At 64.8% G+C, this 14736-nt stretch carries 19 protein-coding genes; 12 read left to right on the top strand and 7 right to left on the bottom strand.

The genetic code is table 11. The annotated features are described in order from the left end of the window. Positions 1-133: 133 nt before the first annotated feature. Positions 134-340: a hypothetical protein gene (locus ACQPY0_RS54795; protein WP_432980496.1), complete on the bottom strand. Its 207-nt coding sequence runs from the start codon at positions 338-340 to the stop codon at positions 134-136. A 181-nt stretch (positions 341-521) separates the two neighbouring features. Between ACQPY0_RS54795 and ACQPY0_RS54790 the strand changes: the two genes are divergently transcribed. After that, positions 522-1352, top strand: a complete 831-nt coding sequence (locus tag ACQPY0_RS54790) for a DUF1963 domain-containing protein (protein WP_432980493.1) — start codon at positions 522-524, stop codon at positions 1350-1352. 587 nt (positions 1353-1939) lie between these two features. Here the strand turns inward: ACQPY0_RS54790 and ACQPY0_RS54785 are convergent. Further along, complete coding sequence (locus ACQPY0_RS54785; protein WP_432980490.1) at positions 1940-2494, bottom strand: Uma2 family endonuclease; 555 nt, start codon at positions 2492-2494, stop codon at positions 1940-1942. Between the two features lie 566 nt (positions 2495-3060). On the opposite strand from ACQPY0_RS54785, the gene ACQPY0_RS54780 reads away from it, so the two are divergent. Beyond that, a complete protein-coding gene (locus tag ACQPY0_RS54780) occupies positions 3061-4137 on the top strand; it encodes a nucleoid-associated protein (RefSeq protein ID WP_432995821.1) in 1077 nt (358 codons plus the stop codon). A gap of 13 nt (positions 4138-4150) precedes the next feature. After that, entirely contained in the window at positions 4151-5143 is a 993-nt protein-coding gene (locus ACQPY0_RS54775; RefSeq protein WP_432980487.1) for a hypothetical protein, read from the top strand. A gap of 11 nt (positions 5144-5154) precedes the next feature. On the opposite strand, the gene ACQPY0_RS54770 is transcribed toward ACQPY0_RS54775, so the two are convergent. Together ACQPY0_RS54770 and ACQPY0_RS54765 are read right to left on the bottom strand one after the other, a co-directional pair. After that, complete coding sequence (locus tag ACQPY0_RS54770) at positions 5155-5751, bottom strand: SLATT domain-containing protein (RefSeq protein ID WP_432980484.1); 597 nt, start codon at positions 5749-5751, stop codon at positions 5155-5157. 81 nt (positions 5752-5832) lie between these two features. Continuing rightward, the gene (locus ACQPY0_RS54765; protein WP_432980481.1) at positions 5833-7305 is read right to left on the bottom strand and encodes a hypothetical protein; all 1473 of its coding nucleotides are present in this window, start codon (positions 7303-7305) and stop codon (positions 5833-5835) included. A gap of 120 nt (positions 7306-7425) precedes the next feature. Here ACQPY0_RS54765 and ACQPY0_RS54760 point away from each other — a divergent pair, with 120 nt between their 5' ends. Together ACQPY0_RS54760 and ACQPY0_RS54755 are read left to right on the top strand one after the other, a co-directional pair. Continuing rightward, positions 7426-7920 carry a nucleoside-diphosphate kinase gene (locus ACQPY0_RS54760; protein ID WP_432980478.1) on the top strand — a complete coding sequence of 165 codons (495 nt, stop codon included), beginning with the start codon at positions 7426-7428 and terminating at the stop codon, positions 7918-7920. Further along, positions 7920-8237, top strand: coding sequence for a hypothetical protein (locus tag ACQPY0_RS54755; RefSeq protein WP_432980475.1), 318 nt, complete (start codon positions 7920-7922; stop codon positions 8235-8237). Before ACQPY0_RS54760 ends, ACQPY0_RS54755 begins: the two co-directional genes overlap by 1 nt. A 3-nt stretch (positions 8238-8240) precedes the next feature. Here ACQPY0_RS54755 and ACQPY0_RS54750 read toward each other — a convergent pair whose 3' ends face one another. Genes ACQPY0_RS54750 through ACQPY0_RS54740 form a run of 3 tightly spaced genes read right to left on the bottom strand, consistent with a single transcriptional unit; the run spans position 8241 to position 9670 of the window. After that, positions 8241-8642 (bottom strand): NUDIX hydrolase, encoded by a 402-nt coding sequence (locus ACQPY0_RS54750; protein ID WP_432980472.1) that lies wholly within the window; start codon positions 8640-8642, stop codon positions 8241-8243. Further along, a complete protein-coding gene (locus tag ACQPY0_RS54745) occupies positions 8639-9316 on the bottom strand; it encodes an NUDIX domain-containing protein (RefSeq protein WP_432980469.1) in 678 nt (225 codons plus the stop codon). The genes ACQPY0_RS54750 and ACQPY0_RS54745 overlap by 4 nt, the downstream gene beginning before the upstream one ends. 6 nt (positions 9317-9322) lie before the next feature. Continuing rightward, entirely contained in the window at positions 9323-9670 is a 348-nt protein-coding gene (locus ACQPY0_RS54740; protein WP_432980466.1) for a GntR family transcriptional regulator, read from the bottom strand. Positions 9671-9894: 224 nt separating this feature from the next. On the opposite strand from ACQPY0_RS54740, the gene ACQPY0_RS54735 reads away from it, so the two are divergent. The 7 genes from ACQPY0_RS54735 (at position 9895) to ACQPY0_RS54705 (ending at position 14720) form a co-directional block, all read left to right on the top strand. Further along, positions 9895-10050, top strand: a complete 156-nt coding sequence (locus tag ACQPY0_RS54735) for a hypothetical protein (protein WP_432980463.1) — start codon at positions 9895-9897, stop codon at positions 10048-10050. A 564-nt stretch (positions 10051-10614) separates the two neighbouring features. Further along, a complete protein-coding gene (locus ACQPY0_RS54730; RefSeq protein WP_432980461.1) occupies positions 10615-10848 on the top strand; it encodes a DUF6284 family protein in 234 nt (77 codons plus the stop codon). A 32-nt stretch (positions 10849-10880) separates the two neighbouring features. Then, a complete protein-coding gene (locus ACQPY0_RS54725; protein ID WP_432980458.1) occupies positions 10881-11105 on the top strand; it encodes a hypothetical protein in 225 nt (74 codons plus the stop codon). Further along, on the top strand, positions 11102-11755 hold the full coding sequence (locus ACQPY0_RS54720) for a helix-turn-helix domain-containing protein (protein ID WP_432980455.1): 654 nt from the start codon (positions 11102-11104) through the stop codon (positions 11753-11755). Before ACQPY0_RS54725 ends, ACQPY0_RS54720 begins: the two co-directional genes overlap by 4 nt. A gap of 14 nt (positions 11756-11769) precedes the next feature. Then, positions 11770-12114, top strand: a complete 345-nt coding sequence (locus ACQPY0_RS54715; protein WP_432980452.1) for a hypothetical protein — start codon at positions 11770-11772, stop codon at positions 12112-12114. Positions 12115-12211: 97 nt separating this feature from the next. Beyond that, the gene (locus tag ACQPY0_RS54710; protein ID WP_432980449.1) at positions 12212-14326 is read left to right on the top strand and encodes a cell division protein FtsK; all 2115 of its coding nucleotides are present in this window, start codon (positions 12212-12214) and stop codon (positions 14324-14326) included. A 142-nt stretch (positions 14327-14468) separates the two neighbouring features. Beyond that, positions 14469-14720: a hypothetical protein gene (locus ACQPY0_RS54705; protein ID WP_432980446.1), complete on the top strand. Its 252-nt coding sequence runs from the start codon at positions 14469-14471 to the stop codon at positions 14718-14720. Positions 14721-14736: the final 16 nt, after the last annotated feature.

Below are 14736 nucleotides of genomic sequence, written 5' to 3'. Positions count from 1 at the left end.
TTGTCCTGCCGAAGTGGCCCGAAATACCCGAGCCCGAACAGCCGCTCCTGCCGCTGATGCGGTGTGGCAAGCGCCCCCGACGGACCGCCACTGCTCCTCGGACCGCTGCCCGGCCGGCACCTAGCCAATCGCCTCAACCCAGAAGAACGGCCCGATCGCCGACGTCGAGCACGCCAATCACCGCCGGAGTGGCAACCACCGGCCCCACCAGCTCCAGTCCAAGAACCTCGGCGTGAAGATGCACCCGATCCCCGACCTTCGCAAAGACCGAAGAACCCGAATCCCTGGTAGATCCCGGCAGGATGCGAGGCAAGATCATCCAGGCTGACGAACCGCTCAACCGACCACCTGCGCTGGAGGTGAGCTGTCACGGCCAGTTCAACCTGCTGCAGCACTTCAGATTGCAGGAGGGCACGCAAGCCGGCTTACCCCGTTGAGGTACAAAATCTGCTGGAGGTTGACGGAGTGTGGACGCAGGCGCCATCGAGAGGGCGGCGAATGGGCTGCGCTGGTGGAGACGCATGACCTGGCATGCACGCCACCACGAACACTTGGAAGGCCTCGGCCTGGGAGCTTATTCCGAGAAGATTATCGCGCGGACGCACGAGGAGATCTGGATTACGGCGACGCCGAGCGAGTCACCGGCGGTGGGTCAATCACGAATCGGCGGGGTACCTGATCTGCCGGATGGCGTTGCGTGGCCGCGTCAGCGTTGGACACACGCCGAGGTTCAGGCCTGGCCGGACCTTTCACGCCGAGACCTCGACGAAGCGATCACGTCCGGAGTCGTCACGACGGAGCCAGGGCACTTCACAGCCGCATTGCCCTTCGTCGCGCAGCTTGATCTCACTGATGTCGCCCCGTTCCAGACAGTGCTGCCCCGGAATGGTCACCTGTGGCTGTTCGCTGATCAGACATCCTCCGGTGGAGAGGCCGGCGGCTTCTTCTGCGTCGCAAGCGCGTGGTTGTTTGAGCCTCAGCCCAGGCCACTTCGTCGGGCGGTGCCCCCGCCTGTTCCCGAACAGTTCGCCGCGGGCTCGATCTCATTCGCACCCGGCACGGCGATGCCGGACTTCTACGACGAGCACCTCGCGCTGCCGGGTGACCACTGGCATACGTACGAGAAAGCGCGCGTGGCGGTGCAGCAGCCCGAGCCGAGGCACGCCCTCCTGCCCGGCCCCGATTGCGGAGCGATCGGTGACGTGCCGCCTCCCGGTTACGTCCACCTCGTACGTGACGAAGGCTTGGACCGACTCGCTGCCGAGCTTGCCCCACCTGGTCGCATGCACGTCGGCGACGAGCGCGGGGACGGGACGACCGTCCCGGACCCGCCGGTCGCCGATGTGCACTAGGTACTGGCTCCAGGCGATGCCGGCGGCCGCCACCACCAGGGCCGCGCCCACGGTGATGAAAGTCCGCCGCCATGTGCGACCAACCCATGTGGGCCAGTTTGAGCCCGTCACAACCGCATACCCCTCACCAGACAAGGCCCAGAGTCAGCCTCGGTCTCGATCCGGCGGCACGCCGAATGGGCGCCGAAGTTCTTGCGTGCCTGAGCCCCGTCCTGACGTTTTGCGCTGCTCATATGATGACAGCCGCCTGGGAGCTCCGCGCCCTCCGGAGGTGGGAGCGGCCTTTCGCTAGGACTCAGACGTTCCGCGACACAAAGGCCGAGCCGCTTCGGGGTCGCCTTCGGCGAGCCTGGCCCAGCCGACGCCGCTCCGCTGCCCTTGGGGGGGGTGGCCGACGGCATACGGGAGGCTCCGCTAGCGAGCCGGGGGAGGGCGGGCGCCAATTACAGGAACGCCGCCCGCGCTCGGCCTGCCGGCGGCGCAAGCGCCGGCATCGGCCGGCGCGGCGGCTCACCGGCCTCAGACGCTCCGCAGTGCGCAACCCATCCGGTGAAGGTTGGAGGACAAGACGCCTGCCCTACCCGGCGCTACCGGCCCAACAGCGACCCGGTGTCGAGCTGAAACGGGAACGGCCGGTCCGAGGCAAGCACAGCACCGCTTGTAGCTGTCGCGTGCTCGACGTAGTGCGCGCCTTCCAGGCGGTAGAGCCGCAACAGCACTGCATCCGAATCCTGCTCGACCAGCAGATACCACGCGATCTGCGCGGCCGGGTATAGCTGCATCTTCAGCAGGCGGTCCGCAGAGGCGTTGCCCGGTGAGACGACCTCGCCGACCAGGACGACCTCGGACGCCTCGGTCATTGCGCCGTCATCGTCGGTGTCCGCCACGACCAGATCGGGGATGACGATCCGACCGGTGTGGAGCCGGACGTTGACCGCCTCCCAGACTTCCAGACCGGCCTGCGAGGCAGGCTCGTCGAGCGCGTTGGCGATCCGCCGGGACAGCCGCTGGTGGCGCTTGGACGGGGCGGGGCTCACCAACAGGCTCCCATCGAGCAGCTCGATCCGATCCACGGTCTCGCCTAGCGCAAGGTAATCTGCCTCACTCCACGGACCGACGTGTTCCAGCACGGCGACGCTCATCTCGGACCACCTCCCGGCCGACACCTGGCTCAAGTTTCTCATGACCGGAGCCGCACCTCCACGCAGCGCGGACAAGATCGACCTGCCCACGATCTGCCCACAACCAGCCATGGCTGGCTGGATTCACCCGGACGGCGCCAGACACACGAAAGAGGCCCCCGTCCAGAGTTTCCCCTGGTCGAGGGCCAGATTCCTTAGCAAGTGGCGGGTAGAGGATTCGAACCTCTGTAGCTTTCGCGACGGATTTACAGTCCGTATGTCAGAACGGTCCTGAGCTGCAGTGATGGGGCCAGGAGACATCTTATTGTCGCGGTATCGTCATCGGCGGGGCGTTTGAGCCCCGTCGCGGCGACGCTCGCACTTGCCCGCCGCCGACCACCCGCGAGCGTTTGAAGCAAGTCGGCTCGCCCCAACGTCGTCAATGATCGGCCGAAGTCTCTACGGCTTCCGAGTCATTTTCAAGACCTCCGCTGCTAGGGTCCTGACGTGGACATCTTCGTTCACCTGCCGTTCGATTGGACGTTCCCCCGTCCAGCGGTACCCTCTTCCCCTTGTCGGAGACGGCCATGATGTCAAAGTTCGGCCAACTCACGATCTCCCGCGTGATCGTTCACGTTGTCCCAAGGGCGCTAAAGAACGACCCAGACGCGCCCGGTCTTCAGCTCAGTGAGGCGGACTGCGACCTAGCTGAGGATGCTCAGAATCACTTGCAAGCAGTCTTCCGCGGCCTGCTAGCCGACTCGGGACGAGAAGTAATGGAGGACGTCGACACTGCGTCGAAGATCCCCGGGGTAGTTCGTCAGTTCCTTCAGAAGGCCGGACCGGGCTTCGTTCCTTCCTCGCAAGAAATGGCCCATGCACTCCGCGAGGCACAGTCTGGAGCGAATTCTGGCGGCCTGCTGCTGGTGGCGGAATGCAAGCTTGGGAGATCTCTTGCGGTCCTGCTTGCCAAGATTGAGCAGGAAACTGGTATGCGTGCAAGTTTTACCACTGTGAACGGGCAAAAGACCTTCGATATGGAGTTCCTCAAGGACTTGTTCTTTACCAATCGTTCGAAGGTCTACAAGGCTGGATTATTCAGCGCGGCAGATCTTCACGGCGATCAGATCAGAGGTTGGGCTGCTGACAAGCAACTGAGCGGCACCAAGATTGCAGATTTCTTCTTGAGATCGTATCTGGGCTGCACTCATCTCGAAAAGCCGGAGGAGTTGACTCGACGGTTCTATGAAGAATCGCAAGAATGGATAAATAGAGAGGTCGCTGAACCCGATCTGAAGACTCAGTACTCGATGGCTCTCGTGGCAGAGTTGCAAAGCCCGCGCGCCACGCTTTCCGCCAGCGATTTTGCTAAGCGCAACTTGCATCTGGCGCACCGTGATGAGTATCTAGCCTATCTGCGGTCAAAGAATGTGCCGAGCGCACCCGTTGAGAAGTCGGTCGGACTCGTCGCTGACCGTCTTCAAAAGTTCTCGATTGCATTCGCCAGTGGTGTTACTATGTCGATTCCCAGGACCGCATTGGATAACGAGATCGTTCGAATTGAGCGAATTGCGGGTAACAGGGGCCGGGTGACTGTGGTGGATGAGATGGGTGACATCAAGGGAAGGAGTGTCCCCGGGCGCAAAGCGCAATCGGCAGAGTGATCGGGGCTTTCCAATGTCGGTTGGATCGGCCTTAGATGCAGCGCGCATCCGCTATGTGCGAGAACGGCCAAATTTTGAGCGCGCGGCGGCGCATATCGCGAACGCTTTTAAGATTGCAGCGGCTGGAATCGGGCTAGAGTGCCGAATCACGTACAGGGCGAAAGATGTGGCTAGCTTTGTAAAAAAGGCCCTAGTCAAGAAGATGGACGACCCGTGGGCAGAGATCTACGACAAAGCCGGCATCAGAGTTATTGTGACCCATCCAGGCGACCTCGACGTCGCAAAGCAAATCGCCGCAACACTCTTCGGCCCTCCGGTCTGGGAGGAAGACGATCGGCATGACCGCGAGAAGCTGGACCGACTCTTCTATCCGCGGTTGCATGTCTGGGTGGAAGTGCCAGACATTCCGGATATAAAACTCGAATCCGATGAATCTATGCAATGCGAGATTCAGATTCGGACCGAGGCGGAAGATCTGTGGTCACGCATGTCGCATGGTCTGCTCTACAAGCCGACGACCCAGCTGCCAGAAAATGTCGTACGTTCGCTGTACCGTCTCCTTGCCTTGGTAGAGCTCTACGACGGCGAGGTGGAACGGGCGGTGGCTGCAATGTCCCAAGATCCAGACCACCGCCTGAACGAGATCCTCTTGCAGGCTGAGCAGAGCTTCTACACGTTCTGTTCAACGCCGTACGATCGGGATCTGTCGCGGGAGGTTGGCAGAGTGCTAATGCGAGCGATTTCAACTGCCAAGTTTGTGACGTACAAGTCGGACCTGGCGCTATTTGTAGATGAAAATCGCGAGCAACTTGAGAACGTCTACCGCGATTACGGCCCATTAAGCTCGCTCGGGCAGCAAGGCACGTACATCCTCGCTAGCCAGCCGGAAAGTCTGGCTATCTTTGAGCGTCTCACGAATGCTCCCATGCTTTTCGGGCAAATCTGGGAGGAGGAGTTGCCTCCCGAACTGCTGGAGGAGATGAAGAATGTCTGGGGAGTCGGGTAGACTCGCCAGAGTTACTTATCCTGGTTCTTGGATTCTTTGGCGGACATTCTTGCGTTTTGTTTTAGGTAGGCAGCACTGAAGCCTTCTGGCCTTTTCGTATGCTGAATCTCTTTCTGTGCCGTCTTCCATAGGCGGTCTGGGACATCGGGTGCAGTTCCGGCGATCTCATCCAAACGCTTGCGAAGTCCTTCAAGAATTGATGTTGCCTGTTCTCTGGATTGAGGTCGAATGACTTGATGTTGTTCGATTTCGCGCCTTATGGCGCCGTAGGCGGCTGCTGCCGTTCGGTGCTTCGCGGCGCGGTCATCGGAGTTGAGAAATGTTTGCAGGGCGGTCAGAGCGGCGGCAACGACCGCGACTAGGCCGGCCGCCAGTCGCATCCAGGATGACGTATCATCTTTCTGTAAACTGGCAAAGAGTGTTGTCCCGGCTGCTGCACTCAGCAATACGCTCGGGACGCCGAGCCATCTCGACAGATGCGCCGATCTATTGGCGGCGAGATAATGAGTCATCTGTGATTCGCGCGCGCGCCGATACCACGCGGCGATTACGACATCGAAGTTCGCCCAGTCGGAATTGTTGGATGCTTCAGCACTCAAGGAGATCACCTCGACTAACGTGGACGCCAGGTCTGGCGTTGGAGGTTGGCCTGTGGTGGGGCCTGCCCGGAGCGGCACCTGAACTCATCGTTATTCGCTCGAATAGTCAAGCGGGGGTTGATGATATTGACTGAGTAGGCCGATGGCTCTACCATAGTTTCCCAATTTACTGAGAACGTAGTTGGCGATGTCGGCTCGGCCCGCTTTGGTGCGCCACATTACTTCGATTCTGATGGGACTTCCGTCGCCCAAAAGGCAGTATAGGTCACTTAAGAACCTAAGCTGTGTGCCCAGGCCATGTTCAGTCTTGAAGCTCTCGACTATTCCTAGATCGACCAGTCCGGTGCCGAACGCGAAGTTCAGTAGTCCGTCGTTGGTGCGGGCGATTTCCGCCAAGTTGTTGAATGCTGCCCGCGTGTTTCCTTTTGCTTTGCCCCCTACTCGCCGAGTGCCCAGATTGCCACCCGCGAGGAGCAGGCCCAGTTCGCTGCCCTGCAGGCGTTCGCGTGCCTTGCCGTCTGGGCTTGTCGACATGTTTCTAGCCTTCATCATCTGATGGAGGGCGGGACTTCCAAACTCGCGAGAAACGGCAAGGGCCGTGAGCATATCGACGTGAACAATGCGCGCATCGAGCACAGTTCCCAGGATTCCGAGTTGGTCGGGATGGCGCTTGAGTTCGGCAACAACGTTTGCTCCGGTAGATGTCATCAAGCGATCGATGTCGGCATAGGCGTACCCTCCTCGCGTGAGGGCCGCAACGTCACCCTCGGGTTCGTTGCCTGCGACAACTAGGGTCCACATTCGGAACTGCTCCATTGGGAGCAAGCCTCGTACTCGGCCAGTATTGGCAATAAGATCTCTGCGTATTAGTGCGAGATAAGCGCCGATAGTAACGGCCTTCTCTGCAAGATCGTTCGCACGATCCGCCGAAATGCCAAGGGCTGCGAGTGATGCCCCCTCGTTAAGGGCGGTGATAGTCCGTTCGGCGATCGCGATGAACTCGGTTCTGGGTGGTCCCGCGAACCTTAAGAATGGTTCTTCTACGCCCAGCAGTGATTCGCCGCCGAGTGTGCCGGCGAAGTCGACAAGGATCTTCGTAAGATCATCTGTGTTTGTGGGCCACACGACTAAAGTGTTCCTGCCTGTCGAGGCGCGCAGGAAGGAATTGACGGCATGAAGCGACGCTTCGATTTTTGCGGTCGAGACATCACGGAGAGCTTCTCGGCCTTCGAGTACGACAATGCGGGGGTGGTTGGCGGCTGGAAGCTGTTGAAGCGATGCCGCGACGTCGTCGGAGGCGCCAACGGCGACCGTCGACACTCCTTCTCGGAACAGTGCAACAGTGTCCAAGAAGGTTGACTTTCCCGCGCCACTTTCCCCGCGGAGGATCAAAAATGCGCCTCGCCTGGCGGCTCGCATGTCCATAAAGCGGGCATCAAGTGCTACTAGCGCTGAATGAACTGGAACGACGATCGTCTTTAGCGCCTGAGTTCCTGCCTCTCGAAGTCCTTCGAAACGGTCAGGAACGTTTAAGTCGTGCTCCGTTGTGTGAGGCGTGATCACCGGATAAGTCTTGCATGGTTCCCCGAGAGCGCGGTACTCCGGTAGCCGCACGCCCAGTGCGGGGCCGCCGTCACCCTAAGGCAGACTAGGGGTGGCAAATAGACCTAGGAGGCACAGCCGGTGGCATCGTTGGAGCGGACCCTTGTACTGCTGAAGCCGGATGCGGTTGCGCGTGGGCTGGCTGGGCGGATCATCCAGCGGTTTGAGGATGCTGGGTTGAAGATCGTGGGCACGAAGATGGTGCAGATGGATGCTGACCTGGCGAAGAAGCACTACTTCGACCTGGAGGAGCGGTTCGGCGCGTCGGTGTTCAACGTGACCGCGACGTTCATGCAGTCTGGGCCGGTCATCGCGCTGGTGCTGGAGGGCGTCGAGGCGGTGCCGACCGTGCGTCGGCTGGTGGGCGTGACGTTCCCGAACCAGGCGAACCCGGGCACGATCCGCGGCGACTTCGCGCACACGTCGAAGGCGTACACCGAGGCCAAGCACACGGTGGCCGCGAACCTCATCCACGCGTCCGGCAACTCGGAAGAGGCGAAGTACGAGGTCGAGCTGTGGTTCAGCGAGGCGGAGCTGTTCAACTACCAGACCGTGGCCGAGAGGTTCCTGTTCTGATGGTCGACGACGACGCGGCGCCCGTGGTGACCATCGGCGAGCTGCGTAAGCAGTACGACGAGGAGCGGTTCTACCGGGACGATCGGGCCGCCGCGGAGTACGCCTACGCTCTGGCCGTGCGGCTGCGGGAGTTGGGGGAGACGGACGAGGCACGCAAATACGCGCGGGAGTGTCTCCAACTCGCCGAGGCGCTGCCGTCGGACACGCTTGACGACGTTGCCTCGGCGCGGCAGGACATCGGTGGGGTACCGCTGCCGGAGCACTTCCATGATGGTGTGGTCCGGTCGCGGTTGCGGGATCTGCTCGACGCTGCCTGACGCTCAGACGAGCGTGGCGTCGAGGTACTCCTGAACGGGCCCGAAGAACGGGTACGGGACGTAGTCGGTGAGGGTGGCGCGGTTGCACCACGCCACCTCTGCCAGCTCCTCGGGGTCGCCGACGTCCGCGGTGCCGCTGACGCGGTCGCATGCGATGTAGGCCATGGTGCGGCCGGTGTTCGGGTGCACGCGGCTTCCGAGTGAGCGGGTCGCGCGGACCGTGAGCGTGGTTTCCTCGTTGGCCTCGCGTACGGCGGCTTCCTCGTCGGTTTCGCCGTTCTCGACCTCGCCGGCCGGGAACTGCCAGGAGAGCTGGCCTTCCTTGACGCGGCGGCGGACGAGCAGGAGCCGGCCCTCTTCGACGATGACGGCGGCGGCGATGGTGGGGCGGGTTGGTTCGGTCATGATTCCTCGCTGAGTGCTTGCAGTGCGGGTGGGAAGATGCGCTCGGTCGGGATGAAGTCGGTGACTCGCTGCCGTGGAATCCAGATGGCGTCGACGTTCTCGTCGGTGTCGCGGTTCTCGACCTGGCCGGCGAGGTAGGCGCAGAGGAAGTACTCGGCGAAGACCCCGGTCACGGGGTGCACGCGGCTGCCGAGTTCGCGTACGACCGAGCAGTGAATGCCGGTCTCCGCGAGGGTTTCGCGTACGGCGACGGTGCGGGCTTTGGCGCCGGGCTTGACGATGCCGGCCGGGAACTGCCACGTGATGCCGCCGGGGTCGTCCTCGCGTCGGCAGACGAGCAGGACGTCGGTTTCGTTGGTGACGACGGCGATGGCGACCGTGAGTGCGACGCCGCTGGGGGCCGCTTCGACCTCGGCCCGGTCGTCGGCGCGGAGTTGGCGTGCGAAGCGGACCTTCACCGACTCGGGCGCTTGCTCGTAGACGGTGTCGAGGGCGCGTTGTAGTTCCGGGCGGATGCGTACGTCGGGTTGTTGGTGCCAGGACGCGATGGTGCGCTTGGCGACGCCGAGGCGGTCGGCCATCTCGTCTTGAGACAGGCGCAAGGCCGCTTGGAGTGCGCAGGCGTGGCGGCCGGTCCACTGGTCGATGACCGTTTCCCGCGCCGGCTGGCCCATGGCGCGTCAGGAGACCGTCAGCGTGGTACCGGCCGGGAATGTCTCAATCTCGCCGGAGGCTCGGGTGACGGTCAGGCCCGCGCTTGAGGTGACGCTGTCGCCCGGGCCGAGTGTCACCTGAGGTGGCGTGTCGACGACGAACGTGCCGTGGCCCTGCCGGATCTCGACCAGGCCTTCCGAGCGTAGGACTGCCATTGCGCGGCGGACCGTTTCGCGGGCGAGGCCGAATTCGTCGTGGAGATCCTTCTCGGACGGCATTCGCCGGCCCGGTGGTAGCTCTCCGCTACGGATGCGGTTGCGCAGAACCGTGGCGAGCTGCCTGTACGCAGCACCTTCGCGATCCGGCGTGATCATGCGATTACCGTACGTACGGGCATGTGGGCGCCTGGTGGTGTATGCGTCTAGACGTCTGTACCTTTGAGGGAGAGCAGGTCGGGCGAAGGGAGAGGGTCGTGACGGTCGAGTCGGAAGCGCCAGAAGTTGGTGACTGCCCCGCCTGGTGCGGGGCGAATCACCAGAGCGGGACGAGATTCCACACGCACTGCGCCGGCGAAGTTCGATGGAACGAGGGGAGTGTCGTGCTCGTCGTGACGCGGCGCGGCAACGATGACGGCGTCGAGATCGCATACCACGCGCCGGGCGAGGCACCTGCCGTTGCGTTCCTGGGCAAGCGTCAGACGCGTAGGTTGCGCGACAGTCTCGACGAGGCGCTACGGTCGCTCAACGCCGCATAGCCGCAACGCAAAGAGCCCCCGAGCGTGTGTGCTCGGGGGCTCTTGCATCATTGCTGCATCGGAACTGCATCGACGATGGTGCCTTGGTTCATCGGCGGCGCGCCGGTTTCCCGGTTGACTTGTCTTCATCGGAAGACGGGTCAACGGGAGGAGGTGAGGCATCGATGGAACCGCGTCGGGGGCGAGCGGCTTGCCACTCGCGCACCGCGGTCGGCCGCCATGCCGGCGAGCGGCCGAACATTCGATCGGCGGCCGGGGCCTGGCCGCGCGACACGTAGGCCGCCCACGTCACGCGGCTGATCGGCGCGCCCACTGATCGTAGGTACGCCAGGACGTCATCGGTCGTCCACCAGTCTGCAGGCAGTTCATTGCTTGTATCCGCCATCAGGACGAGCGTATGTCAACTGGCGTGGACAACGTTAAGGCCTGTGTCCACATGAGTAGGCGCCTGACGCCTGGCTCAGCAACTGCTAGCTCGGACTCGGTCTGAGCACTTGCTCGAATACAACGTCAAGTTGTACGTTGCTCACGCCCGAATACAACGTCGAGTTGTAAAGGAAGGCCATGAAGCTCGCTCCCTCCGACGGCCCGTCACGCGCGGAACTCGCCGCGATCCAGCAGGAGTGGCCGCTCATCGAGGCGGAGATGTCCCTGGTCGCCGCCGAGATCCGCGTCCTGACCGCCGACCCGCAGCCCACGGTGCGCGACTGGCACCGCCTGCACAGCGCCGAGCGGCGCGTCCTGCGCGAGGCCGCCGCGCTCGTCTGCGCCCGCCTCAGCGAGGCGCTCGCCGCGTGAACCCCGTACGCCCCTCGAAACCGGAGGCTCCCATGAGTCTGGGCATCTTCTCCCTAATCCTGATCGGCCTGCTCGCCACCCTGTTCGTCGACCGCCGCACCCGCGGCCGGATCGCCGTCACCACCCTGGCCGCGTTCCTGCTCGGCATGGTCGTCGCCGGCTCCAACGGCGTGCTCGCCAAGCCCTCCCGCGCCGTCGTGGACGGCGTCCGCTCGGGCATGATCGCCATCGGCGACTCGCTCGGCGGTGGCAAGTGACCGAGCACCACCTGATCCGCGTGCGATGGGGAGTGCGCGGCGCCCTGGTCCTGGGCGTCGCCACCTCCGTCGCCGCGAACATCCTGCACGCCGACCCCAACCCCATCTCGCAGGCCATCTCCGCGTGGCCGCCGCTCGCGCTGCTGCTCACCGTCGAGCTGATCTCACGGGTACCGGTCCACCGCCGTTCCCTCGCCGCCGTGCGCCTGACCGCAACGGCGTGCATTGCCGGCATCGCCGCCTGGGTGTCGTACACCCACATGGCCGGCGTCGCGGCCAGATACGGAGAGCAGGGCCTCGCGCCGTACCTCATCCCGCTGTCCGTCGATGGCGTCGTCGTGGTCGCGTCGGTCTGCCTGGTCGAGCTGGCCGGCCGGATGCGCGCCACCCCAACGGAACCGAAACCCGAACCGTCCACAGTGGACATCGCACCGGACACGACGCCGGACATCGCGCCGGACGAGCAACCGGACGCCGATCGGACACCGCAGAAGCTCGCACCGGCCCGGAAGAAGGACAACGCGTCCGCCATCGCCCGCCTCCGGGCAAGGCACCCGGACATGTCCGCCGCGGACATCGCCCGCCGCGTTGGCGTCACCGATCGGACCGTGCGCCGCCACCTCAACGCCCTGACCGCCAAACCCGCCTGAAGGAGCCACACCCGATGACTTCGCTGCACCAGCGCCTGACCAGCACCCTCAACACGCTCGGCATGTCCGCCGACGCAGTCGCCGACACACTGCTCTCCGGCGGCTGGACCGGGCTGCGCGAAGACGGCCTCAACTGCCCGGTCTCCAACTACGTCACGGCCGTCATGCCGGACGTCGAGGTCGCAGCCGTCGCCTTCAACCGCATCACGGTCGTCTCCATCACCGGCGAGACCGTCGAGGCCCCGCTCCCGCCCGGCGCCGCGCGGTTCGTCATCGCGTTCGACACCGGCTCCTACGACGACCTCGCGGCCACTCTTACCCGCGACGACGGCGAGGTCATCGACGACCTCGAACGGTAGCTCCGCCCGGGGCGCGGCCATCCGGCCTCGCAAACCTCCGGCCGCGCCCCGGCCTCCTCGTCAGCCCATCTGAGACCTCCGTGGAGGAACACCCATCATGACAAACCCCGAAGGCTTCGACTGGGACCGGCACGAGGCCGAAATCCTCGACCTCGACGCCGCCCGGGCCGACAAACGGCCCACCCCGGTCGACCCGCCCGACGCCCTCGCCCCCAACCGCTGGAGCGTCGCAGCCCTGCGAACCGCGAAGCGCCGCCCGATCGTGCCCGCCTGGGCGCGCTCGAAGACCGAACTGATGACGCAGGCGCAGTGGGTCGTCAGCTTCTACACCCACGCGGCCCTGTACCACCTGACGCGCCTGCCGAAGTACACGATGAAGCTCTTCTTCCGCGCCCCACGCGGCGCCGTCCGCGTCATCTCCGGCACCGCTCGGTGGGTCACCGACGCCGAGGGCGCCCCGGTCCGCGCAGCGGCGGTGCGGCGGGAGAACGCCGAGGAGTACCTCAAGCTCTCCCGCCAACGCGACGGCCGCGTCCGGCTGCGCACGCTCATCCTGCTGGCCCTCACCGTGCTCGGCCTCGGCGGCGTGATGTTCCTGCTCATCATGACGCCGCAGGTGTACTGGTACACCGCGCTCACCGCCGCGATCGCGCTCCTCGGCGCGGCCGGCGCACCGGCCGACCGGCCACTCCTCGACACCGCCGTGTCGGTCACCCGCACGCCGCGCCTGACCTCCGACGTGGTGCTCGCCGCCCTGGGCGCCATCAGCGTCGCCGGCATCAACCAGGCCATCGCCAAGAAGGGCGCCAAGGACGCCATCCGGTTCGCGGAGCCGATCAGCCGCGACGGACCCGGCTGGCGCGCCGTCGTCGACCTCCCGCCCGGCACGACCGTCGACCAAGTCGCCGACAAGCGAAAGGAACTCGCCTCCGCACTCGGCCGCCCGCTCGGCTGCGTCTGGCCGGAGGGCAACCTCGACGTACACCCGGGCCGCCTCGTCCTGTGGGTCGGCGACGAGGACCTCTCCAAGTCCCGCCAACCCGCCTGGCCGCTGCTGAAGTCGGGCACGGTCGACCTGTTCAAGCCCATCCCGTTCGGTACCGACCAGCGCGGCCGGCCGGTCGCCCTCACCCTCGTGTTCGCCTCGATGGTCATCGGCTCCATCCCGCGCGTGGGCAAGACCTTCGCCGCGCGGCTGCTGCTGCTCGCCGCCGCGCTCGACCCCCTTGCCGAGCTGCACGCGTACGACCTCAAGGGCATGGGCGACTTCGCGCCGCTGCAGCCGGTCGCGCACCGGTATCGGGCCGGCGACGATGACGACGACATCGCCTACGCCCTGGCCGATATGCGGGAGCTGGCCAAGGAGCTGACGCGGCGCACGAAGGTGGTGCGGGAACTGCCGCGCGAGCTGGCTCCCGAATCGAAGATCACGCCGGAGTTGGCCGCCGCGAAGCAGTACCGGCTGCATCCGATCCTGCTCGTGGTCGACGAGTGCCAACGGTGGTTCGAACACCCCGAGCACGGCGACGAGCTGCGCGAGATCGCCGAGGATCTCGTCCGGCGTGGGCCGGCCGCGCTCATCATCGGCGCCTTCGCAACCCAGCGGCCCGACTCGAAGTCACTGCCGACCGGCATCTCCGGCAACGCGGTACTGCGCTTCTGCCTCAAGGTGATGGGCCAGATGGAGAACGACATGGTGCTCGGCACCAGCGCCTACCGCAACGGCATCCGCGCCACGATGTTCAGCCGCCGGGATCTCGGCATCGGCTACCTGGCGGGGGAGAGCGACGAACCGCAGATCACGCGCACGTATTACGTGGACGTACCGGCGGCCGAGGCGGTCGTGACGCGCGCCCGCGCGGCCCGGGAGAAGGCTGGCACGCTCACCGGACACGCCCTCGGTGACCAGTTCGCCCCGGCCGCCGTCGCCTCCATTTCGCTCCTCGACGACATCGCCGCGGTGCTGCCGGCGAGCGAGGCGAAGGTGTGGTGCGAGACCGTGGCGGCGCGTCTGGCGGAGTTGCGCCCGGACGTGTACGGCGGGTGGGACGGCGAGCGGGTCACGGTCGCGCTGAAGCCGTTCAAAGTCAAGGTCTCGCAGATCTGGGGAACCGACCCGCACACCGGCAAGGGCGCCAACCGGCGCGGCTTCGAACGAGCGGCCCTCATCGCTGCACTGACCGAACGTAACCGCCGCCGCGACGCCGCCTAACACGGAAACGGTGCTAGGTCTAGCAGCCGGCCGCCGCTAGACCTAGCACCCCCGCTAGCACCTCATCCGTGCCCCTGCCTGGTCTCTAGCGCCCTAGCAGCCCCTGCGTGCTGCCGCGCCCCTTCCTGCCCTGGAGGGCCTTGTGAACCCCCTCGACCTGCTAGCCATCCTGCTCTGCCCCAGCCTGTCGATCGTCACCGCCGGTTACCTCACGCTCTGCCGGATCGCACCTTTTCGCCGCTGCCGCACGTGCGCCGGGACCGGGCTCGCACGCCGCCAGTACGGCCGCGTCAGCCGCTCCTGCCGCCGCTGCGACGCCACCGGCCTGCGCCTGCGCTACGGCACCCACCTCATCAACGAAGCCCGCCGCATCCACCACGACGGCAACCGCTGAACGGAGGACTCGACTC

Source organism: Dactylosporangium sp. CA-233914 (genome assembly GCF_050942935.1).
In the GTDB taxonomy this organism is placed as follows: domain Bacteria; phylum Actinomycetota; class Actinomycetes; order Mycobacteriales; family Micromonosporaceae; genus Dactylosporangium.
The sequence above is the reverse complement of the archived record's forward strand: the minus strand, read 5'-3'. Positions and strand labels throughout refer to the sequence as shown.